The following is a 21,414-nucleotide window of genomic DNA, read 5'->3' on the forward strand; positions in this document are numbered from 1 at the left end:
TCACGGCGCCTTGCGGCGGCGACGCTTGAACAGACACAGCGCGACTGCCGCGAATGCCAGTACGCTACCGACCTGCAACGGCGTCTTGTAGGGGCGCAAGGCTGAACGCGCCGCGTCGGTGACTTGAGTCACGTAGCGCTTGTCGGCGTTCTCGAAGTCGGGGTACGGACACTGGTGGCCGAAGTCGGCGGCCCATTCCACGTAAGGCCCTTCTTTGACATAACGCTGATAAATCGCACGTTGCTCCTCAAGGCTGCTGTTCCACCCCGAGGCCTCGCACAGCACCGCCGCAAACGCCTGACTGGTGTGAGGCAAGTTATCCGCCGCCCTGCTCGCCAGCGCCGTGGCCACGAAGCGATAGTGATAACGCTGATCGGGCTGGGCGGCGCTGGCCTGCTGACGCTTCACTTCATCTTCGGCCATCAATGGACCGACTTTGAGTTCAGCGTTTTCAAGGATGTAATTACCGCCGAACGTGGCGTAATCCGGCGCCATTTCGTAGCCCAGAATATCCATGCCCCACTCACGCGCCGTCCAGGCGGCATTGAACAATGCAGCGGCCCGACGGGTCGGCCACCAGGCTGAATCTGCCGCCTGGCGTTGCTCGCCGTACAACCTGGCCTTGTGCCGCAAGCCGTCATTTTCGAAGTACGCCAGCGCTTGCTCGTAATGGCCTTCGCGCAACAAACGCCGCCCCAGCAGATTGCGCAGGCTCGCTGCCACTGGCAAGGGCACGTAGTTGTCACGTTCCTGCTGGGTGAGCGGTGGCGGGGCCGGCACTTGGGTGTCGACGTAGTGCTTGAGTTCTTCGAGGGTTAACACGCGTTCGGCAACGGTGGCGGCGTCGAACCAGTAAATGCTTTGGCTGCGATACAGCTGATCGAAGGCTTGCAGGTAATCCCCGCGCTGCAGGGCGAGGATCGCACTTTCACCCTCGACCCGGCATTTGGGCTGAAGCGTTTCGTAGTCGTAGTCCGGAGTCCGTCGCTCGCCCCAGGATTCATTCTGCGGAAAGGCCTGAGCCGCTTTGGCATAGGCTGCGGCGGCCGCGGTTTTGTCGCCGTCGCGCACCGCCAGTTTTGCCCGTAGCCACCAGGCCAACCCGCCATCGCCGGCATGCTCGAGGAACGCCTTGGCGCTGGCGTAATCGCCCTGTTGATAATTCATCGCCGCCAGGCGGTCGGCGTTTTCGAGACTGCCGCGCGTGCTGTTTTGCAACAGCTTGATCATTTTCTGTTCGTTCGGTGGTTGCTCGCCAAACGACCAACCCAAGCGGCTGATCAAGGACGCGGTCACCAACTGCTGCACGGGCTGGCCCTTGAGCAACTCGGCCACTTGATCATCCGGCAGCGTCATCAGGTCCGCCATCAACAGCTTCAACGAGGTGTAACCCACCGCGGAGCCGTGCAGGTTCTGCGTGGCGTACAGCTCGATGGCTCGGTTCCAGTCGCCGCCAGTGCGCACCACCCGGGCTTCTTCGCCGAGGCTGGCGACACCCAGTTCCAGCGGATCGCTGAAGCCGTCGATGCTCAGTTGCCGGGTTTGCTCGAAGGCCTTTGCCGATTGTTCGAGCAGATCCGGCGCCGCATCGGCTTCGGCACTCATGGCGAACAACGCGCGCCCCAACGAGTAAGCCGCCCAGGTGCTGCGCGAAGCCCGTTGCTCGGTGGGCAAGGCCAGGACTTTCTTGAAATACCCGGCGGCCAAGGCATTATCACCCGCGCCAAATGCCACAGCGCCCGCCAGGTACCACCTGAGCTCGGGCGGCAGTTGCGCGCCTTCGGTTTCAACCTGATGGGCATTCGTCAGGCCGCGCAGGTGTTTCACCAGCACTTGTTGCTCAGCGGAAAGTCCCGCCTGCTCGGCCTGTTGCCGCAGCGCTACCGCGTCGGGTTGATCGCCGTAGTCGGCACCAGCAGTGACGTTCTTCAAGCCGCTGATGGCGTGGCCGAGACGGCTGATTTCAAAGCTGAAATTGCCTTCGGGCAGTTCCGTCAGCGACTGGCCACGGTTATCCAGCAGGCGCATGGGGAAGTCCGGGCCGCAGGCCAGCGCCGAGCCCAGTGGCAGGCTGAGGCTCAGGCAAAGCAAATGACGCGGCCAGTTACGGGTGAACATTCGAACCTCCTTGATCAATGTGTGCGCAGCGAGCCCAACCAATGGCACGCTGTCCGCCGGCCGGAATTCGGCCATCGCGCAGGCGGGTGAAGGTAAGCAGATCCGGTCGCTGTTGCAACGCGTAACCGGCCAAGGCATCGGCCCCTTCACAGCCGCTGACGGCGAGTGTCAGGCGTTCGGGCCAGGGGCTGTCGAGGTTGCCCTGGTTGCTGATGCCGATGTCATAGAGCCCATTGTCGGCCGAGAGTTGCAGCGTCAACTGACTGTCGAGGACATCAGCACGCGCCACGGCGCGCAAGGTGGTCAGGCTCCAGGCCCGACGGTCGTTGGCCAATGGCAGGCGAAACCAGATCAGGCCCGTCAGATGCTCGGGTGGATCGGCACGCAGTTCGGTGCCGAGGGTGCGCAGTGACTGCGGATCGGCGAGTAATTCCCGGCGCAGGCCTTCGCGCTCCAGCGTCACTTCGCTCTCCACAACCGGTGCGCCCTCCGCCGACGGCAGCAACGCCACGCCGTAGGCTGGCAGCGCCAGATAGAAAGGTTTTGTCGTGACGCGGCTCCAGGCCTTCGCCCATTGCCGGGCCTGATCGGCATCAAACAAGCCACGACGCGGATCGCTCACCGCGTGCACCTGCAACACGCTGCTGTCGACTGTGGATAACAATGCCGGCAGTTCGCGACTGTCGAGCCAGGACGGCAGCGCCGTGATGCTCAGCGGCAGCGAAGTCGGCAACGCTTCACGCAGATGCGCGAGAAATTCGCGGTACGAAGGTAGCCGGGCATTGCCGGCATCGTGGTCGATTTCCACGCCGGCGAGGTTCAACCCTTGCCCCTGCCAATCGCTGATCACCTGGCGGATCTGCGCGGTGATCTCTTGCTGATCGAGTGCCTTGAGCTGCCCATCCAGGCGCACCACCGCAATCACCGGCCGACCATCGCGCGTGAGCAATACCGGGTCGATGCGGGCACGGCTCCAGCCGGCATTGGGGAAGGCCTGCAAGGCCAGCACCCGCAACGTTGAAAAGTCGGCATGGCTGTCCCTGAGCGCGGCGTCGTGGGCCGGCGTCCATTGCCGCTGCCAGACGTAGAGTTGCTGATCCAGCGGCGGTGCGTCGTGCCTTTCGCATCCAGCGGTCAGCACCAGCGCCAGCAGCAAGGCGATCGAGCGAGTGAAAAAAACCATTGAAACGCCTGTTCCTGAAATGCAGAAAGGGCCTCTGCGGCTAATGCCGATCAGTTAAGGGATTGACCAGCGCTGATTGACCTGTGGCGAGGGAGCTTGCTCCCGCTGGACTGCGCAGCAGGCCCATTTGTTAGGGCAGCTTCGCTGCCCAGCGGGAGCAAGCTCCCTCGCCACAGGTTCAGGGTCTCGGCTTAACTGATCGGTCTTAGCCTCTGCGGCCCTTTTTCGTTCTGCCCCTACCCTACCCAGCCATCGACCGGCGGGCAATGTTCACGGGTAATCTTCCTTCAGATATCGAGCACCAACGGCTGCGCGCCCTGCGCCGGAATCGCACAGCAAATCAGCACCTGTCCGTCATCCGGCACCTCCGCCGGTGGCAGCGGGTAATGCACCTGACCGCTGACCAGGCGCGTCTTGCAAGTGCCGCAGGAGCCGCCGCGACAACTGAATTCCGGGCGCAGGCCACGGCTTTCCGCCAACTCCAGCAAACTGCCGCCCTCTGGCTGCCAACGCGCTTCCTTGGCCGAACGCTGGAACACCACGGGCACCGACGTAGTGGCGGCAGGTGGTTGCTCGATGACGACTGCATCGGGGTCCGGGCGCCGGCGCAAGGTGGAAGGGCCGAAGGTTTCGGCGTGAATCCGCGAGTCGCGAATGTCCAGCTCGCGCAAGCCGTCGTACAGCGCCTGGGTAAAACTTCCGGGGCCACAGACGACAAAGTCCGGCTGATCGTAGTCCTCGACGGTCAGCAGCTCCTTGAGTAGCGTGACGTCGATCCGTCCACTGAGGTCGAAGTCCGCGCCTTGCACCGCTTCGGCTTCCGGTTGGCTGAGCAGACGCACCACCCGCACTGCATCACCGGCGTCTTCGAGCAGGCGATCCAGTTCAGGGCGAAACGGCTGATCGGCCAGCGTGCGCGAACTCTGGATAAACCACGTCGGGCGGATACGCCGGGTGCGCAACCCCTGGTAAACCACCTCGCGCAGCATCGACAGCAGCGGCGTGATGCCCACCCCGGCCGCCAGCAACACCAATGGCCGACGCTCATGGGGCGCCACGGTGAAATGCCCTTGCGGCGCCCGCGCCTCCAACAGGTCGCCGACCCGAATCCGCTCATGCAAATGGGTAGAAACCCGCCCGTCGCGCTTCACGCTGATGCGGAAAAAATCATCGGACGGGGCGCTCGATAAACTGTACGTGCGGATGTGCACTTCACCGTCAATGTTCAAGCGCAGGGGCAAATGCTGCCCGGCCTGGAAAAGCGGTAATCCGGCTCCGTCGGCGGGTTCCAGGTAAATCGAGCGAATGCTGTGGCTTTGCGCTTCAATGCGCGTCACCCGCAACGGCCGCCATTGATCGCCCAGGGCTTTGGCCTGCAAACGCGCCGCGGCCTGCTCCCAGGTGCCGGTGAGCAAACTGGTGGGTGATACGCCGTCGAAGCGCCAGCGCAATGCCAGGGCAGCCGGGCGACGTACGACGTGTTCGACATCGATTGTCCACAGGCGCTCGGCTCCCTGGAACGCTTCGACCTGCGGGCCATCGAGAATGATTTCGGTGCGCCCGCTGAGCTGCAGCAAGTCACCGGTATTGAAATCGATGAACAACAACCCGGCCCGGGGATTGAGCAGCAGGTTGCCCAAGGTGTTGAAATGCAGGTTGCCGGCGAAGTCCGGAATGGTCAGGCGATTGCCTTCCACGTGTACGAAACCGGTCTGACCGCCACGGTGCGATACATCCACCGAGCGCTCGCCGTCGACCTCCACATAACTGGCAACGAAGAACGTGTCCGCCTCGGCGATCATCGCCTTGGCCGCGTCATCCAATCCGTTGAAGTGTTGCGCGACGCGCGTCGCAGGGTCGGCCAGCGGCACCGAACGAAACTGGCGCAACTGAATGTACTGCGGGCAATTGCCGAAGGACTGATCCACCGTCACCGCGAAACCGCCGGTCGTCATGGCACGCACATGTCCATTGATGCGGTTGCGCCGGCGGGTATGCAACTCGATACCCAACAGGCCGATGGCCGTGCCGTCACTCAACTGCGCGGGATCATCAAAGGCAGGCAGGCTGCTGAACTGCAACAAGCCAGGTGCTGGCGAGTGGGCGAATCCGGGCTGGCCTTCAAGGATGCTGGCCCAGGGATGACCGTCGGCATCTACCGCGCCGTACAGCATGAACGGCAACTGCTGATAGAAGGTACGGTGCTGGTCCGGCATCTCGCTGCGAATCACCTTACGACCGAAAATCTCCATTCGTTCGGCAACGCCCACATGCGCCTGCAATTGTTTCTCGCCGGCATGCCAGGGTGAACGGTCCATACGGCTTCTCCCTTGCGCCACTGGCGCAGATCGGGGCGGCCCGGCAACACCGGGCCGCGAGCATCAGGCAGTTTTTTGCAGACCGGCGACGGTGCGCGGCATGCCGACAAAACCTGGCAAGGCTTCGATACGGGCCAGCCACGCGCGAATATTGGGGTACTCGTCCAGCGACACATTGCCCTCCGGCGCATGGGCGATGTAGCTGTAGGCGGCGACGTCGGCAATCGTCGGTTCAGTGCCGACCAGATACGCTGTATCGGCCAGTTCGTGATCGATCACCTTGAGCACGGTATGCGCGTAGGCAATCACTTCTTCAGCGTTGTAAGGCGCACCAAATACAGTGATCAATCGGGCCCGGGCCGGACCGAAGGCAATCGGGCCGGCGGCCACCGACAACCAGCGCTGGACCTTGGCCGCCCCCACCGGATCAGCCGGCAGCCAACGGCCGTTGCCGTACTTTTGCGCCAGATACACCAGAATCGCGTTGGAGTCGGCCAATACCACACCCTCGTCATCAATCACCGGCACCTGACCGAATGCATTGAGCGCCAGGAACGCCGGTTGCTTGTGTTCGCCTTTGGCGAGGTCCACGAAGATCAATTCGGTCGGCAATTTCATCAGGGACAGCATCAACTCGACACGATGCGCGTGGCCGGAACGTGGGAAGTTGTAGAGTTTGATCGCTTGCATGGTCGACACCTCGGGTCAGTGGTGCTGCTCAGGAAGACCAGCGCCGGTGGGTCGTATCTTCCACTCCCAAGCAAAACAACAGAATCACCAGCAAACGCAATCCATTATTTCACTGAATGAAACAATTCAACGCTCGAGCGCCGGGTGCTCGCGCAGCGTCTTCACCGCGAAATCCACAAAACTGCGCACCCGGGCCGGGGCTTTGCGCCCGCCCTGATAGAGCACGTGGATGGGCAATGGCGGCAGTTCGAAGTCAGCCAGAACAATCTCCAGCTCACCGGCGGCCACCTTGCTCGCCACTTGATAAGACAGCACCCGCGTGAACCCCAACCCCAGACTGGCTGCCGTGATGGCCGCCTGATTCGCTGTCACTACCAGTCGCGGTTCAGCCCGCACACTCAGGGTTTCGCCGTCTTCAATGAATGGCCAACTCCTGAGTTGGCCAATGGCCGATGTCGCAATGATCGGTGCCTGAGCCAGTTCCTGTGGATGCCTGGGCCGACCATGGCTGGCCAGAAACCGAGGCGAGGCGCAGATCACCCGCCGAACCTCACCCACGCGGATTGCATGCTGATTGCTGTCAGGCAGCTCGCCGATACGGATGGCCACATCGACGCCCTCCTCGACCACGCTCACCACCCGGTCCACCAGCAGCGCGTTGATACAGACCTCGGGATATTGCGTCAGGTAGCTCACCATCAGCGGCGTGACAAACAGCTCGCCAAACAAGACCGGTGCGGTGATGGTCAGTTGCCCACGAGGATGGATATGGCTGCCTGCTGCCGAGTCCTCGGCTTCCTGCACCTCGGCGAGAATTCTCCGACAGTCCTCCAGATATCGCTGACCGGCCTCACTCAAATACACGCTGCGCGTCGTACGCGTGAGCAATTGCGTGCCAATCCGTTGCTCCAGCGCCGCCACCGCTCGGGTGACACTGGCCGCCGACAGACCCAAACGCCGCGCCGCCGCCGAAAAACCCTGTTCCTGGGCGACGGCAGCGAAGACCTGCATTTCCTGGAAGCGGTCCATGGGCATGTCCTCATTTCAAATAAATAAATCGCAACCGAAGACCGGGATGTTAAACGCGAGCGCCCAACAACATAGTTGGGCACCCGACCATCAACTAAATCAACGGGCTACTGCACTCTAGCGCCTCCACCGTAAAAACGAAGCGTGGCACACACCTCAAAGAGTGGAGCGGGGATTTTTGATAATTAATGAGGGTTATTTTCTTGCGACGGATGCGACTGTCCGCAATGATCCGGCCCCGCCCGCTGAAGCGGCTAATGCCGGACCGGGAAAAAGCGCCTTTGGCTCCACTCCCTACTCGCTTCCGGCATGGGTTCATCAGCGGACACTATCCACAGCGGCAGAATTGCAGCCTGCGTAATCAGGCGGAATATTCGACTGCTCCTATACTACAAACCACCCTGTTACCTATTGAGTTTTAGTAGGTACCTCGTTGACTTTTCCCTACATGAAAGAAGGCGTTAGTTGTTGACGCTGGAACGACGGTCCATCGATCCCGCTTTCAAGATTCACCGGTAGGGAAGAGTTAACTTCAACTGGCTGGCTAACCTGGTGACACCGCAAGGAGTTCGAAAATGTTGCGCACTAACATTTCCGCTAGAGCACTGTCCGGGGGTTTGCTCGATGTACTGATACGCGCCGGGCTGATTACGGTGCTGGTATTGTTCTGCTTCCAGATCTTCCACCCCTTCCTCAACCTCATGCTCTGGGCACTGATTCTGGCGATCACCCTGTATCCCCTGCATGCGCTGATCAAGCGCAAGGTAGTCAACAAGGACGGTCGTGCCGCCACCCTGATCGTGGTGGTCGCCCTGGCCTTGCTGATGGTGCCGATCTACCTGCTGGGCACCTCGATCAGTGAATCGATCCAGGGCACCCTGGCGATCCTCAAGTCCGATACGTTGCATATTCCGCTACCCAGCGAAAAAATCGCGTCCCTGCCACTTGTTGGCCAGCCGCTCTACGACTACTGGATGCAGGCCGCCACCAACATGAGCAGCGTGCTCATGAAGCTGATGCCCTATATCAAGTCCATCGGCCTGACCTTGCTGGGCAAAATGGCCGACGTTGGTGTGGGTTTTCTGTTGTTCATCGGCGCCCTGATCATTGCCGGCGTGTTCATGGCCTATGGCGAAAACGGCGAAAGAAGCGCCCTGGCCATCACCTCGCGCCTTTCCGGACCGGAGCGCGGCCCACGCATCACCGAGCTCTGCACCGCAACCATCCGCGCGGTGGCCCAGGGCGTGGTCGGCATCGCGTTCATTCAGATGTTGCTGGTTGGTGTGGGTTTCGTGCTCATGGGTGTCCCCGGTGCCGGCTTGCTGGCGATGGTTGCGCTGCTGATGGGGATCATGCAATTGCCGGTGCTGCTGGTGACCCTTCCGGTGATCGCTTATGTCTTCGCCACCGATGGCACCACCTTGGGCACCATCGTGTTTGGCATCTATAGCCTTATCGCCGGGATGGCCGACAACGTCCTCAAACCGTTGATGCTTGGCCGCGGCGTCGATGTCCCCATGCCGGTGATTCTGATTGGCGCCCTGGGCGGCATGGTCAGTGGCGGTTTCATTGGTTTGTTCATCGGCCCGGTGGCGCTGGCGGTGGGCTACCAACTGTTCTGGCAATGGGTCCAGGACCAACCGTCCGCCGAGCTACTGAACGAAACACCAGAGATCGAGGCGTTGAACGAGACACCGCACATCGAGGCCATGAACGATCAGCGTCCCCTCTGAGGAGGTTGCGCTTGATGCCACGTCCTGCTCGCATCAGCCGGCTGCTGCTCTGTGGGACCGCCTTGCTGGGGGGCTGCGTGCAACTGGGCCCGGATTTCCAGTCGCCGGCCCAGCCCTGGGTCGATCACTGGAACAGCCCGGCCCTGGAGCTCGCCGGCCAACAACACGCGCAACCTGACAGCCGCCAATGGTGGCGCGTGTTTAACGACCCGGTGCTGGACCACTTGATGGCCGAAGCCGATGCCCACAACCCCGACCTGCAGGTCGCTGGCCTGCGGGTCATGGAATCGAGAGCGCAATTGGGCATCGCCCTGAGTGGACGCTACCCGCAATTGCAACAGGCCAGCGCCGACAGCCTGTACCTGAACCGTCGACAATCGGGCGGCGCCAACCCACAGGACACGCATTTCTGGCAACACAGCGTCGGCTTCGATATTGGTTGGGAGCTGGATTTCTGGGGTCGTTTCAGCCGTGCCATCGAGTCTGCCGACGCGTCCTGGTTCGCCGCCCAGGCCAACTATGAAAATGCCCTGGTGCTGTTGCACGCGCAGCTGGCGCAAAACTACTACGCCCTGCGCACCGCCGAGGCACGCCTGGCCATCGCCCGCAGTAACGCCGCCTTGCAAAAACGCAGCTACGAGATCACCGAGCGCCTGTTCAAAAGCGGGGCCGAGGCTGAACTCGACCTGCAACAGGCCAAGACCCAGTACCTGGGCACCTTGAGTACCATCCCGGATTTCGAGAGCCAAGTGGCGAGCTTGCGAAATGCGTTGTCCACCCTGACCGGCCAGCCACCCGGCTCCATCCCTGACCTGGATCGCAACACCGGGGTGGTGCCCTTGCTCGATACGGCGGTGCTGCAGGATGTACCGGCGAACCTGTTGGTGCGGCGTCCCGATGTTCGTGCGGCCGAGTTGCAAGTGGCGGCGCAGTCGGCATTGATCGGTGTGGCCGAGACTGACCTGTACCCCTCCATCAGCCTGTTGGGCAGCATCGTCTGGTCTGCCAGCTCGCTCAACGGTGCATCCAATACCCTCGACATGGTGGCCGGTCCCAGCCTGCGCTGGAATATCTTCGACCATGGCCGGATCACCAACAACGTCCGCGTTCAGGATGCGCGCTTGCAGCAGTTGATCGTTATCTACCAGGACAGCGTACGCCAGGCTGCACGCGAGGCTGACGATGCCGCGACCGGTTTGATCAAGGCGCTGGAGCGCGACCGGATCCTCAGCGATGCATCGGTGGCCGCCGAACGTTCGGTGACCCTGGCCAATGCCCAGTACCGCGAAGGCTATTCGGATTTCCAGCGCGTACTGGATGCCCAGCGCGCCCTGTTTGCCCAGCAGGATATCTACCTGGTCAACCGTGGCACCGCCGTCAACAGCCTGATCGCCCTGTACAAGGCGCTGGGCGGTGGCTGGTACAGCGACCAGCCGATGATCGACCCGGCCACCCGCCAACAGATGCAACAACGGACCGATTGGGGCGACCTGCTCGACGAACCGAAGGAAAATGCCCATGACTGACAGCCCACAATCGGCCGCCGAGAACACCTCGGCACCCGCCGCCGACCCGGCCAGAAAAGCCATCAACTGGGTAGTACTGCTGATCATCCTGAGCCTGGTCTGGTACCTGATGGCCGACCGTTACACGCCCTACACACAACAGGCACGGGTACAGGCCTTCATAGTGCCGGTGGCGGCCGAGGTATCCGGCCGGGTGACCAAGGTGCACGTGCGCAACAACCAGGACGTCAAGGCTGGCGAATTGCTGTTCGAAGTCAATCCGGAGCAGTACCAGATTGCCGTCGATCGCGCCCGCGCCGACCTTGAGTCGACCCGTCGCCAGGTGGGCGCCAACACGGCTGGCGTCGACTCCAAGCTGGCGTCCCTGCGCGCGTCCCAAGCCAATGAGCTCAAGGCTCGCCAGGATAGCCAGCGGCTTGAGCGGCTGTATCGCGAAGACCCGGGCACCATCTCGCTGCGCCGCCTCGAGATCTCCCGCGCCACCCTGGAAGAGTCCATCAGTCAGGTCGCCGCGGCCAAGGCCGAAGTGCAACGGGCGCGGGAACAACAGGGCGGTAACGAAAACGAAAACGCCCAGCTGCTCAGCGCCGCCAGCAACCTCGAAAAAGCCGAGCTGGACTTGAGCAATACCAAAGTCCACGCGCGCTCGGCCGGCCTGATCACCGATCTGCGCACCGATGTCGGCCAGTTCGCCGCCGCCGGTGCACCGGTGATGACCCTGATCGCCATCCACGACGTGTGGATCAGCGCCGACATGACCGAAAACAACCTCGGCAGTGTCCAGCCCGGGACGCCGGTGTCCATTGTCCTCGATGCCCTGCCAGGGAAAATCTACAAAGGCCATGTGCGCAGTGTCGGCTATGGCGTCGATATCGGCCAGACCACCCAGCCGGGCAGTCTGCCGAAAGTGGAGAACAGCCGCGACTGGCTCCGTCCGGCCCAGCGCTTTCCGGTCATTATCGAGTTCGAACCCGGTGAGTTGACCGGTCCACAAGGCATCCGCTCCGGCGGACAGGCCGAAGTCATGGCCTTTCCGAGCGAAGGCAACCCGTTGAATGTTCTTGGGCGCGTGTTTCTGCGCCTGATGAGCTGGATGTCCTATGCGTATTGAGCGCCCGGCCCGGGTCCAGCGCGCGCTGCGCCTGGGCTTCGGTACGGCGCTGTGCCTGGCGGCGAGCTTCGGTCTGGCCCTGCCCATCCCGTTCCTCGCGCCGATGCTGGCGCTGATGATGCTGGCAGCGATGAACCGGCCGTTGCCGTTCAAGGCCAGCCTGGGTCTGATCCTGATCCTGATGTTGACCACCGGGACCGGCCTGCTGCTGATCCCCCTGCTGCGTTACTACCCGTTCAGTGGCGTGTTGCTGGTCGGACTGTGCCTGTTCATGGCTTTCGGTTACGGCCTGCGTGGTGGCAACCCGCTGGTGGCGACGTTCCTGGTGGTGGGCCTGACCTTGATCAGTGCCGCCGGAACCGCTGAATTCGCCCTGGCGCTCGAGGTGATCGTGGCCCTGGTCAAGGGACTGTTCCTGGCCGTCACGACACTGACCATCAGCCATTGGCTGTTTCCCGACCCCGCCAGCGCCCCACCGGCCAAGCCCGGACCGAACCTTACGCCCACCGAAAGCAGCTGGCTGGCGCTACGGGCCACGTTGGTGGTGCTGCCGACGTTCCTGCTGGCCATGATCGACCCGGCCAGCTATCTGCCGATCATCATGAAAGCCGTCAGCCTCGGCCAACAAAGCTGCGCAACCAGCGCCCGCAGCGCCGGCCAGGAATTGCTCGGCTCGACCCTGCTCGGCGGCCTGATGGCGATCCTTTTCTGGTGCGCGCTGAGCCTGTTCGTGAATCTGTGGATGTTTTTTCTGTGGATGCTGCTGTTCGGTTTGCTGGCGGCCAGAAAACTCTACGGCCTGGCCAAAACCCGACAACCACCGAGTTTCTGGCTCAACAGCCTGGCAACCCTGATCATTCTGCTCGGCCAATCGGTACAGGACAGCGCAGCGGGCAAGGACGTCTACACCGCCTTCGCCATCCGCATGGGGCTGTTCATTCTGGTGACTTTGTATGCCTGTTTGATGGTGTATTTGCTGGATACGCGGCGGCAACGGCGAATTACGCTCTCCTAGAAACAGAAAAACCCCCTGAAGAGGGGGTTTTTCGTTGTGGATAACTTATTCCACAGTGACCGACTTCGCCAGGTTGCGCGGCTGGTCAACGTCGGTGCCTTTGAGCACGGCAACGTAGTACGACAGCAGCTGCAGCGGGATGGTGTAGAGGATCGGCGACAGGATGTCGTGGATGTGCGGCATGTGCACCACGTGGGTGCCTTCACCGTTGGTCATGCCGGCCTTTTCGTCAGCGAAGACGATCAACTGGCCACCGCGGGCGCGAACTTCCTGGAGGTTTGACTTCAACTTCTCCAGCAGCTCGTTGTTCGGCGCCACGGTCACCACTGGCATGTCGTTATCCACAAGCGCCAACGGGCCGTGTTTCAGCTCGCCGGCCGGGTAGGCTTCGGCGTGGATGTAGGAGATTTCCTTGAGTTTGAGTGCGCCTTCCATCGCTACCGGGAACTGCGCGCCGCGACCGAGGAACAGCGTGTGGTTTTTTTCGGCGAACAGCTCGGAGATTTTTTCCACAGTGCTGTCCATGGCCAGCGCTTCGCCCAGGCGGGTTGGCAAACGACGCAGTTCTTCGACCAGGGTTGCTTCTACGTCTTTGGCCAAGGTGCCACGAACCTGGCCCAGGGAAAGCGTCAGCAACAACAGGCCGACCAATTGCGTGGTGAAGGCTTTGGTCGAGGCCACACCGATTTCGCGGCCGGCCTGAGTCAACAGGGTCAGGTCGGACTCACGCACCAGCGAGCTGATGCCGACGTTGCAGATCGCCAGGCTGGCGAGGAAGCCCAGCTCCTTGGCGTTGCGCAGCGCGGCCAGGGTGTCGGCGGTTTCGCCGGACTGGGAAATGGTCACGAACAAAGTGTCCGGCTGCACCACCACCTTGCGGTAGCGGAATTCGCTGGCGACTTCGACCTGGCAAGGAATGCCGGCCAGCTCTTCGAGCCAGTAACGCGCGACCATGCCGGCGTGGTAACTGGTGCCACACGCGACGATCTGTACGTTGCGCACTTTGGCGAACAGCTCGGCCGCCTGTGGGCCGAATGCCTGTACCAGTACTTGGTTCTGGCTCAGGCGACCTTCCAGGGTGCGCTGCACCACGGACGGTTGCTCGTGGATTTCCTTGAGCATGAAGTGGCGGAACTCGCCCTTTTCAGCGGCTTCGGCGCCATCACGGTATTGCACGGCTTCGCGCTCGACAGCCTTGCCGTCAACGTCCCAGATCTGCACGCTGTCGCGGCGGATTTCGGCGATATCGCCTTCTTCCAGGTACATGAAGCGGTCAGTGACCTGACGCAGGGCCAACTGGTCGGAGGCCAGGAAGTTTTCCCCAAGGCCCAGGCCGATCACCAGCGGGCTGCCGCTGCGGGCCGCGACCAGACGATCAGGTTGCTTGGCGCTGATCACTGCCAGGCCGTAAGCACCGTGCAGCTCTTTGACGGTCGCCTTGAGGGCCACGGTCAGGTCGCTCAGATCCTTGAGTTTGTGGTTCAGCAGGTGGGCGATGACTTCGGTATCGGTGTCCGAGGTGAACACATAACCCAGGACCTTGAGTTGCTCACGCAGGGCTTCGTGGTTTTCGATGATGCCGTTGTGCACCACCGCCAGGTCACCGGAGAAATGCGGGTGGGCATTACGCTCGCAAGGGGCACCGTGGGTAGCCCAGCGGGTATGGGCGATGCCCAGGCGACCAACCAGCGGCTCGGTGGTCAATGCCTGCTCCAGCTCACTGACCTTGCCCGGGCGACGCAGGCGCTCGAGTTTTTCATCATTGGTGTAGACCGCCACGCCAGCGCTGTCATACCCACGGTATTCGAGGCGTTTCAGGCCTTCGACGAGGATGGCGGTGATATTACGTTCTGCGACTGCGCCGACAATTCCACACATGTTATTTCTCCTGACTGACAGCCGCGCATATCAAATTGATGCCGCGGGCCTGAATCTGATCGCGAGCCTCAAGCGGCAGGCGTTCATCGGTAATAAGGGTATGGACGCTGCTCCAGGGCAGCTCCAGGTTGGGAATCTTGCGGCCGATCTTGTCGGCCTCCACCATCACGACCACTTCACGGGCGACTTCGGCCATGACTCGGCTCAGTCCGAGCAGTTCATTGAAGGTGGTTGTACCGCGAACCAGATCGATGCCATCGGCACCGATAAACAGCTGGTCGAAATCGTAGGAGCGTAGTACCTGCTCGGCAACCTGGCCCTGGAAGGACTCGGAGTGCGGGTCCCAGGTGCCACCGGTCATCAACAGCACCGGTTCGTGCTCAAGTTCGCTCAAGGCATTGGCGACATGCAGCGAGTTGGTCATCACCACCAGGCCGGGTTGCTGGCCGAGTTCCGGGATCATGGAAGCGGTGGTACTGCCACTGTCGATAATGATGCGCGCATGCTCGCGAATCCGCGCGACGGCGGCGCGAGCGATGGCTTGTTTGTACTTGGAAACCGGCTGGCCAAGGTCGGCCACCAGTTCCTGAGGCATGGTGATCGCCCCGCCATAACGACGCAGCAACAGACCATTGCTTTCAAGTGCCGCCAGATCCTTGCGAATCGTAACTTCCGACGTTTCGAAGCGCTTGGCCAACTCATCCACACTGACTTCGCCCTGCTCCGTGAGCAAGGCGAGGATGTTGTGGCGACGTTGAGGTGTGTTGCGCTTCGACATGACTTGGTAAGTTTCGATTCGAAAGATAACGGAAGTAATAAAAACCTATCGGCGAAACTTCGTCAAGCGCGGAGTGATGAAAAGACCTGTGGATAAACGAAAAAAGATCGCAGCCTTCGGCAGCTCCTACAGGGAAAACATAAAACCCATGTAGGAGCTGCCGAAGGCTGCAATCTTTTGATTTCAAAGGTCTGTGGATAACTCAGCCCTTCTTGACCTTCTCCGGCCGCTTCCAGCCATCGATGTTCTTCTGGCGCGCTCGCCCGATAGCCAACTGGGATTTATCCACAGTCGACGTAATGGTCGAACCAGCCGCGGTGGTCGCACCGTCGAGGATATCCACAGGCGCCACCAACGAGTTGTTGGAGCCAATGAACACATCTTCACCCAACACGGTTTTCCACTTGTTCACACCATCGTAGTTGCAGGTGATGGTGCCGGCACCAATGTTGGTGCGCGCGCCGATCTCGGCATCGCCCAGATAAGTCAGGTGACCGGCCTTGGCGCCCTCGCCCAGGTGCGCGTTTTTCAACTCGACGAAGTTACCCACATGCGCGCGGGCTTCCAGCACGGTACCTGGACGCAAACGAGCGAACGGACCGGCATCGCTGGCTTCACCCAGGATGGCACCTTCGATATGGCTGTTGGCCTTGATGACCACGCCTTTGCGCAGGGTGCTGTCCTTGATCACACAGTTCGGGCCGATCACCACGTCGTCTTCGATGACGACCTTGCCTTCGAGGATCACGTTGATGTCGATCAGCACGTCGCGGCCAACCGTGACGTCACCGCGAATGTCGAAACGAGCCGGGTCACGCAGCGTCACACCTTGAGCCATCAAACGACGACCGGCGCGCAATTGATAATGCCGTTCCAGTTCGGAAAGCTGCTTGCGATCGTTGGCGCCCTGCACTTCCATGGCGTCGTGCGGTTGCTCGGTGGCCACCACCAGACCATCGCTCACGGCCATGGCAATGATGTCGGTCAGGTAATACTCGCCCTGGGCGTTGTTATTGGAGAGACGGCTCATCCAGTCGCCAAGACGGGCAAAAGGCAGCGCCAGAATGCCGGTATTGCCTTCGGTGATTTTGCGCTCGGCTTCATTGGTATCTTTCTGCTCGACAATCGCCGTGACCTTGCCCTGCACATCACGAACAATGCGGCCGTAACCGGTCGGGTCATCCAGTTCGACGGTCAGCAAGGCCAATTGCTCTGGCCCCACCTGCTTGAGCAGACGTTGCAGGGTATCGACTTCGATCAACGGCACATCGCCATAAAGCACCAGCACGTTGTCGGATTGAATGAACGGCACGGCTTGAGCGACGGCGTGACCGGTACCCAGTTGCTTATCCTGCAGGACGAAGTTCAGATCATCCGCCGCCAGGCGTTCGCGTACGGCATCGGCGCCATGGCCGATCACCACGTGAATGCGTTGTGGATCAAGTTGCCGGGCGCTGTGGATAACATGGCCGAGCATGGAGTTGCCGGCAATCGGGTGCAAAACTTTCGGCAAAGCGGAACGCATGCGCGTGCCTTGGCCAGCAGCGAGGATAACGATTTCAAGAGACATGACTGGCTACCAATCCTGGGTGGTCAGCGGCTGCGACCAGGTTGTAAAAATCGGAAAAGAAAAAAGGGTAGCCGAGGCTACCCTTTTTAATCAATCGCACAACAAGCGCAACCTTAGTGGCCGAACTTCTTGCGGATCTGCTGGACGGTGCGCAGCTGGGCTGCAGCCTCGGCCAGACGTGCGGCAGCAGAACCGTAATCGAATTCAGCGCCACGTTCATGCAAGGCCTTCTCGGCAGCCTTAACGGCTTCCTGAGCGGAGGCTTCATCCAGATCGGCAGCACGTTGCACGGTGTCGGCAAGTACCTTGACCATGTTCGGCTGAACCTCGAGGAAACCACCGGAGATGTAATACACCTCCTCTTCCCCGCCCTGCTTGACCAGGCGGATCGGACCTGGCTTCAGATTAGTGATCAGCGGCGCGTGACCCAGGGCGATACCAAGATCACCCAGTGCACCGTGCGCAATCACCATCTCGACCAGACCGGAAAAGATTTCCCCTTCCGCGCTGACGATATCGCAATGGACTGTCATAGCCATCTGATTGCCTCAACCTAAATTAGCGCCCGTTGCCGGGCGCCGGGATTACAGTTTCTTGGCTTTCTCGATCGCTTCTTCGATGCCGCCAACCATGTAGAACGCTTGTTCTGGCAGGTGGTCGTAGTCACCGTTGAGGATGCCTTTGAAGCCAGCAATGGTGTCTTTCAGGGAAACGTATTTACCCGATGCACCGGTGAAGACTTCAGCCACGAAGAACGGCTGCGACAAGAAACGCTGGATCTTACGAGCACGGTTTACCAACTGCTTGTCAGCTTCCGACAGCTCGTCCATACCCAGGATCGCAATGATGTCCTTCAGTTCTTTGTAACGCTGCAGCACGTACTGAACACCGCGAGCGGTTTCGTAGTGGTCGTTGCCGATCACGTTCGGGTCCAGCTGACGCGAAGTCGAGTCCAGTGGGTCTACCGCCGGGTAGATACCCAGGGAAGCGATGTCACGGGACAGAACGACGGTGGCGTCCAAGTGGGCGAAGGTGGTCGCTGGCGACGGGTCGGTCAAGTCGTCCGCTGGTACGTATACCGCCTGGATCGAAGTAATCGAACCTTGCTTGGTCGAAGTGATGCGCTCTTGCAGCACGCCCATCTCTTCAGCCAGGGTCGGCTGGTAACCTACTGCCGAAGGCATACGGCCCAGCAGTGCGGATACTTCAGTACCGGCCAGGGTGTAACGATAGATGTTGTCGACGAACAGCAGAACGTCGTTACCTTCGTCACGGAACTTCTCGGCCATGGTCAGGCCGGTCAGTGCTACGCGCAGACGGTTTCCCGGCGGCTCGTTCATCTGACCGTAAACCAGTGCCACTTTGTCCAGAACGTTGGAGTCCTTCATCTCGTGGTAGAAGTCGTTACCCTCACGAGTACGCTCACCCACACCGGCGAACACGGAATAACCGCTGTGCTCGATGGCGATGTTACGGATCAGTTCCATCATGTTTACGGTCTTGCCTACACCGGCACCACCGAACAGACCGACTTTACCACCCTTGGCGAACGGGCAAACCAGGTCGATAACCTTGATGCCTGTTTCCAGCAGCTCGTTGCCACCGGCTTGTTCAGCGAAGGTTGGCGCAGGACGGTGAATGCCCCAACGCTCTTCTTCGCCGATCGGGCCAGCTTCGTCGATCGGGTTGCCCAGTACGTCCATGATCCGGCCCAGGGTCGCTTTACCGACCGGTACGGAGATGGCTGCGCCAGTGTTGTTGACGTCCAGACCGCGCTTCAAGCCTTCGGTGGAGCCCATCGCAATGGTACGAACCACGCCGTCGCCCAGCTGCTGCTGAACTTCCAGAGTGGTTTCGGCGCCTTGAACTTTCAAGGCGTCGTAGATGCTCGGTACGCTGTCGCGTGGGAATTCCACGTCGATAACGGCGCCGATGATTTGAACGATACGTCCGCTACTCATAGCTGGATCCTCTGAATATTTGAACCGTTAAACCGCGGCAGCGCCGCCGACGATTTCCGAGATCTCTTGGGTGATCGCAGCCTGACGCGCCTTGTTGTAGACCAGCTGCAAATCGCTGATCAAATCACCGGCGTTGTCGGTAGCGTTCTTCATCGCGATCATCCGCGCAGCTTGTTCAGCCGCATTGTTCTCGACCACCGCCTGGTAGACCTGCGACTCCACGTAACGGACCATCAAGCCGTCGAGCAGCTCCTTGGCATCCGGTTCGTAGAGATAGTCCCAGTGGTGCTTGAGTTCTTGATCCGGGGTTGCCACCAGTGGAATCAACTGCTCCACGGTAGGCTGTTGTGTCATGGTGTTGATGAACTTGTTGGACACCACGGACAGGCGGTCAATACGGCCGTCCAGGTAGGCATCCAGCATCACCTTGACGCTGCCGATCAGATCATTGATCGACGGCTCTTCACCCAGGTGGCTGATAGCTGCAACGACGTTACCGCCGAAGTTGCGGAAGAAAGCCGCACCCTTGCTACCAACTACACACAGATCGATCTCGACGCCGTTTTCGCGGTTTACCGCCATGTCCTTGACCAAAGCCTTGAACAGGTTGGTGTTCAAGCCACCACACAGACCACGGTCACTGCTCACTACGACATAACCGACGCGCTTTACTTCACGGTCGATCATGAACGGGTGGCGATATTCCGGGTTAGCGTTGGCCAGATGACCAATAACCTGGCGGATGCGCTCCGCATAAGGACGGCTAGCAGCCATGCGCATTTGTGCCTTGCGCATTTTGCTGACCGCCACTTTTTCCATGGCGCTGGTAATCTTTTGCGTGCTTTTGATGCTCGCAATCTTACTGCGAATCTCTTTTGCGCCTGCCATGTAACACCTATCAGGTTAGCAAGCGGGAGCCGCTAGGCTCCCGCTGCGGCTTACCAGGTTTGGGTGGCCTTGAACTTCTCGATACCGGCTTTCAGGCCGCCATCGATTTCGTCATTGAAGTCACCCTTCACGTTGATCTTCGCCATCAAGTCGGCGTGATCGCGGTTGAAGTAAGCAATCAGCGCTTGTTCGAAGCTGCCGATCTTGGCGATTTCAACGTCGGTCAGGAACCCACGCTCAGCGGCATACAGCGACAGCGACATGTCGGCGATCGACATTGGCGCGTATTGCTTCTGCTTCATCAGCTCGGTAACGCGCTGACCATGCTCAAGTTGCTTACGGGTCGCTTCGTCCAGGTCAGAAGCGAACTGGGCGAATGCCGCCAGTTCACGGTACTGAGCCAGAGCGGTACGGATACCACCGGACAGCTTCTTGATGATCTTGGTCTGAGCGGCACCACCCACACGGGATACCGAAACACCGGCGTTCACTGCAGGGCGGATGCCCGAGTTGAACATGGCCGATTCCAGGAAGATCTGACCGTCGGTGATGGAAATCACGTTGGTCGGAACGAACGCGGAAACGTCGCCAGCCTGGGTTTCGATGATCGGCAGTGCGGTCAGGGAACCGGTTTTGCCGGTCACTGCGCCGTTGGTGAACTTCTCTACGTACTCTTCCGAAACGCGGGATGCGCGCTCCAGCAGACGGGAGTGGAGATAGAACACGTCGCCTGGGTAAGCTTCACGGCCTGGTGGACGGCGCAGCAGCAGGGAAATCTGGCGGTAAGCCACTGCTTGCTTGGACAGATCGTCATAAACGATCAGCGCGTCTTCACCGCGGTCGCGGAAGTATTCGCCCATGGTGCAACCGGAGTACGGAGCCAGGAACTGCAGTGCTGCAGATTCCGAAGCGCTCGCTGCAACGATGATGGTGTTAGCCAGTGCACCGTTTTCTTCCAGCTTGCGAACAACGTTGGCGATGGTCGATTGTTTCTGACCGATCGCTACGTATACGCAGAAAATGCCGCTGTCTTTCTGGTTGATGATCGCGTCGATCGCCAGAGCGGTTTTACCGATCTGACGGTCACCGATGATCAGCTCACGCTGGCCACGGCCGACAGGGATCATGGCATCGACAGCCTTGTAGCCAGTCTGTACAGGCTGGTCTACCGACTTACGCCAGATCACGCCTGGAGCAACTTTCTCGACCGCGTCGGTCTCGGTGTTGTTCAGCGGACCTTTGCCGTCAACTGGGTTACCCAGTGCGTCGACTACGCGACCCAGCAGTTCCTTACCAACCGGAACTTCCAGGATGCGGCCAGTGCACTTGGCGCTCATGCCTTCAGCCAGAGTCTGGTATGCGCCCAATACAACGGCACCTACAGAGTCTTGCTCCAGGTTGAGGGCCATGCCGAAGACGCCGCCCGGAAACTCGATCATCTCGCCGTACATTACGTCGGCCAGACCGTGAATCCGCACGATGCCGTCAGATACGCTGACGACAGTGCCTTCGTTACGGGCTTGGGAGGTCACATCGAGCTTGTCGATGCGGCCCTTGATAATTTCACTTATTTCGGAAGGATTGAGTTGCTGCATTGCTCTGCTGCCCCTTCAAAC

Annotated in this window: 16 protein-coding genes; 4 read left to right on the forward strand and 12 right to left on the reverse strand. The window is 60.5% G+C overall.

The annotated features are described in order from the left end of the window. The 5 genes from C9422_RS04360 to C9422_RS04380 form a co-directional block, all read right to left on the reverse strand. Positions 1 to 2,118 carry a hypothetical protein gene (locus tag C9422_RS04360; RefSeq protein ID WP_116579819.1) on the reverse strand — a complete coding sequence of 706 codons (2,118 nt, stop codon included), beginning with the start codon at positions 2,116 to 2,118 and terminating at the stop codon, positions 1 to 3. After that, complete coding sequence (locus tag C9422_RS04365; RefSeq protein WP_116579820.1) at positions 2,105 to 3,301, reverse strand: DUF3142 domain-containing protein; 1,197 nt, start codon at positions 3,299 to 3,301, stop codon at positions 2,105 to 2,107. Before C9422_RS04365 ends, C9422_RS04360 begins: the two co-directional genes overlap by 14 nt. 287 nt (positions 3,302 to 3,588) lie before the next feature. Next, positions 3,589 to 5,619: a pyridoxamine 5'-phosphate oxidase family protein gene (locus C9422_RS04370; RefSeq protein ID WP_116579821.1), complete on the reverse strand. Its 2,031-nt coding sequence runs from the start codon at positions 5,617 to 5,619 to the stop codon at positions 3,589 to 3,591. 63 nt (positions 5,620 to 5,682) lie between these two features. Next, on the reverse strand, positions 5,683 to 6,309 hold the full coding sequence (locus tag C9422_RS04375; RefSeq protein WP_116579822.1) for a glutathione S-transferase family protein: 627 nt from the start codon (positions 6,307 to 6,309) through the stop codon (positions 5,683 to 5,685). A 126-nt stretch (positions 6,310 to 6,435) separates the two neighbouring features. Then, positions 6,436 to 7,338 carry a LysR family transcriptional regulator gene (locus C9422_RS04380; RefSeq protein ID WP_007969919.1) on the reverse strand — a complete coding sequence of 301 codons (903 nt, stop codon included), beginning with the start codon at positions 7,336 to 7,338 and terminating at the stop codon, positions 6,436 to 6,438. Positions 7,339 to 7,913: 575 nt separating this feature from the next. On the opposite strand from C9422_RS04380, the gene C9422_RS04385 reads away from it, so the two are divergent. Genes C9422_RS04385 through C9422_RS04400 form a run of 4 tightly spaced genes read left to right on the forward strand, consistent with a single transcriptional unit; the run spans position 7,914 to position 12,723 of the window. Further along, entirely contained in the window at positions 7,914 to 9,071 is a 1,158-nt protein-coding gene (locus C9422_RS04385) for an AI-2E family transporter (RefSeq protein ID WP_116579823.1), read from the forward strand. A 14-nt stretch (positions 9,072 to 9,085) separates the two neighbouring features. Beyond that, a complete protein-coding gene (locus C9422_RS04390) occupies positions 9,086 to 10,597 on the forward strand; it encodes an efflux transporter outer membrane subunit (RefSeq protein ID WP_007969917.1) in 1,512 nt (503 codons plus the stop codon). After that, on the forward strand, positions 10,590 to 11,708 hold the full coding sequence (locus tag C9422_RS04395) for an HlyD family secretion protein (RefSeq protein ID WP_116579824.1): 1,119 nt from the start codon (positions 10,590 to 10,592) through the stop codon (positions 11,706 to 11,708). The genes C9422_RS04390 and C9422_RS04395 overlap by 8 nt, the downstream gene beginning before the upstream one ends. Then, positions 11,698 to 12,723: a DUF2955 domain-containing protein gene (locus C9422_RS04400; protein ID WP_116579825.1), complete on the forward strand. Its 1,026-nt coding sequence runs from the start codon at positions 11,698 to 11,700 to the stop codon at positions 12,721 to 12,723. The genes C9422_RS04395 and C9422_RS04400 overlap by 11 nt, the downstream gene beginning before the upstream one ends. Before the next feature lie 45 nt (positions 12,724 to 12,768). On the opposite strand, the gene glmS is transcribed toward C9422_RS04400, so the two are convergent. From glmS to atpA, 7 genes are all read right to left on the reverse strand, one after another. Then, entirely contained in the window at positions 12,769 to 14,601 is a 1,833-nt protein-coding gene (gene glmS, locus C9422_RS04405; RefSeq protein WP_116579826.1) for a glutamine--fructose-6-phosphate transaminase (isomerizing), read from the reverse strand. Between the two features lies 1 nt (position 14,602). Then, positions 14,603 to 15,379 (reverse strand): DeoR family transcriptional regulator, encoded by a 777-nt coding sequence (locus C9422_RS04410; RefSeq protein WP_007969913.1) that lies wholly within the window; start codon positions 15,377 to 15,379, stop codon positions 14,603 to 14,605. A gap of 202 nt (positions 15,380 to 15,581) precedes the next feature. Continuing rightward, positions 15,582 to 16,949, reverse strand: a complete 1,368-nt coding sequence (glmU, locus tag C9422_RS04415; protein WP_116579827.1) for a bifunctional UDP-N-acetylglucosamine diphosphorylase/glucosamine-1-phosphate N-acetyltransferase GlmU — start codon at positions 16,947 to 16,949, stop codon at positions 15,582 to 15,584. Positions 16,950 to 17,062: 113 nt separating this feature from the next. Next, positions 17,063 to 17,488, reverse strand: coding sequence for a F0F1 ATP synthase subunit epsilon (locus C9422_RS04420; protein ID WP_007969909.1), 426 nt, complete (start codon positions 17,486 to 17,488; stop codon positions 17,063 to 17,065). 45 nt (positions 17,489 to 17,533) lie between these two features. Then, positions 17,534 to 18,910, reverse strand: a complete 1,377-nt coding sequence (atpD, locus tag C9422_RS04425; protein WP_007969907.1) for a F0F1 ATP synthase subunit beta — start codon at positions 18,908 to 18,910, stop codon at positions 17,534 to 17,536. 27 nt (positions 18,911 to 18,937) lie between these two features. Further along, positions 18,938 to 19,798: a F0F1 ATP synthase subunit gamma gene (gene atpG / locus C9422_RS04430; protein ID WP_007934344.1), complete on the reverse strand. Its 861-nt coding sequence runs from the start codon at positions 19,796 to 19,798 to the stop codon at positions 18,938 to 18,940. 50 nt (positions 19,799 to 19,848) lie between these two features. After that, on the reverse strand, positions 19,849 to 21,393 hold the full coding sequence (gene atpA, locus C9422_RS04435; RefSeq protein WP_007969905.1) for a F0F1 ATP synthase subunit alpha: 1,545 nt from the start codon (positions 21,391 to 21,393) through the stop codon (positions 19,849 to 19,851). Positions 21,394 to 21,414: the final 21 nt, after the last annotated feature.

This window comes from Pseudomonas sp. B1(2018), assembly GCF_003097365.1.
Lineage (GTDB): Bacteria > Pseudomonadota > Gammaproteobacteria > Pseudomonadales > Pseudomonadaceae > Aquipseudomonas > Aquipseudomonas laurylsulfatiphila.

Bases quoted from the DNA above. Each gene is read 5' to 3' on its own strand.
- C9422_RS04365 (WP_116579820.1), bottom strand. From the start codon at position 3,301: ATGGTTTTTTTCACTCGCTCGATCGCCTTGCTGCTGGCGCTGGTGCTG.
- C9422_RS04385 (WP_116579823.1), top strand. From the start codon at position 7,914: ATGTTGCGCACTAACATTTCCGCTAGAGCACTGTCCGGGGGTTTGCTC.
- atpG (WP_007934344.1), bottom strand. From the start codon at position 19,798: ATGGCAGGCGCAAAAGAGATTCGCAGTAAGATTGCGAGCATCAAAAGC.
- glmS (WP_116579826.1), bottom strand. From the start codon at position 14,601: ATGTGTGGAATTGTCGGCGCAGTCGCAGAACGTAATATCACCGCCATC.
- C9422_RS04420 (WP_007969909.1), bottom strand. From the start codon at position 17,488: ATGGCTATGACAGTCCATTGCGATATCGTCAGCGCGGAAGGGGAAATC.
- C9422_RS04410 (WP_007969913.1), bottom strand. From the start codon at position 15,379: ATGTCGAAGCGCAACACACCTCAACGTCGCCACAACATCCTCGCCTTG.
- C9422_RS04400 (WP_116579825.1), top strand. From the start codon at position 11,698: ATGCGTATTGAGCGCCCGGCCCGGGTCCAGCGCGCGCTGCGCCTGGGC.
- C9422_RS04360 (WP_116579819.1), bottom strand. From the start codon at position 2,118: ATGTTCACCCGTAACTGGCCGCGTCATTTGCTTTGCCTGAGCCTCAGC.
- glmU (WP_116579827.1), bottom strand. From the start codon at position 16,949: ATGTCTCTTGAAATCGTTATCCTCGCTGCTGGCCAAGGCACGCGCATG.
- C9422_RS04375 (WP_116579822.1), bottom strand. From the start codon at position 6,309: ATGCAAGCGATCAAACTCTACAACTTCCCACGTTCCGGCCACGCGCAT.
- C9422_RS04370 (WP_116579821.1), bottom strand. From the start codon at position 5,619: ATGGACCGTTCACCCTGGCATGCCGGCGAGAAACAATTGCAGGCGCAT.
- C9422_RS04395 (WP_116579824.1), top strand. From the start codon at position 10,590: ATGACTGACAGCCCACAATCGGCCGCCGAGAACACCTCGGCACCCGCC.
- C9422_RS04390 (WP_007969917.1), top strand. From the start codon at position 9,086: ATGCCACGTCCTGCTCGCATCAGCCGGCTGCTGCTCTGTGGGACCGCC.
- atpD (WP_007969907.1), bottom strand. From the start codon at position 18,910: ATGAGTAGCGGACGTATCGTTCAAATCATCGGCGCCGTTATCGACGTG.
- atpA (WP_007969905.1), bottom strand. From the start codon at position 21,393: ATGCAGCAACTCAATCCTTCCGAAATAAGTGAAATTATCAAGGGCCGC.
- C9422_RS04380 (WP_007969919.1), bottom strand. From the start codon at position 7,338: ATGGACCGCTTCCAGGAAATGCAGGTCTTCGCTGCCGTCGCCCAGGAA.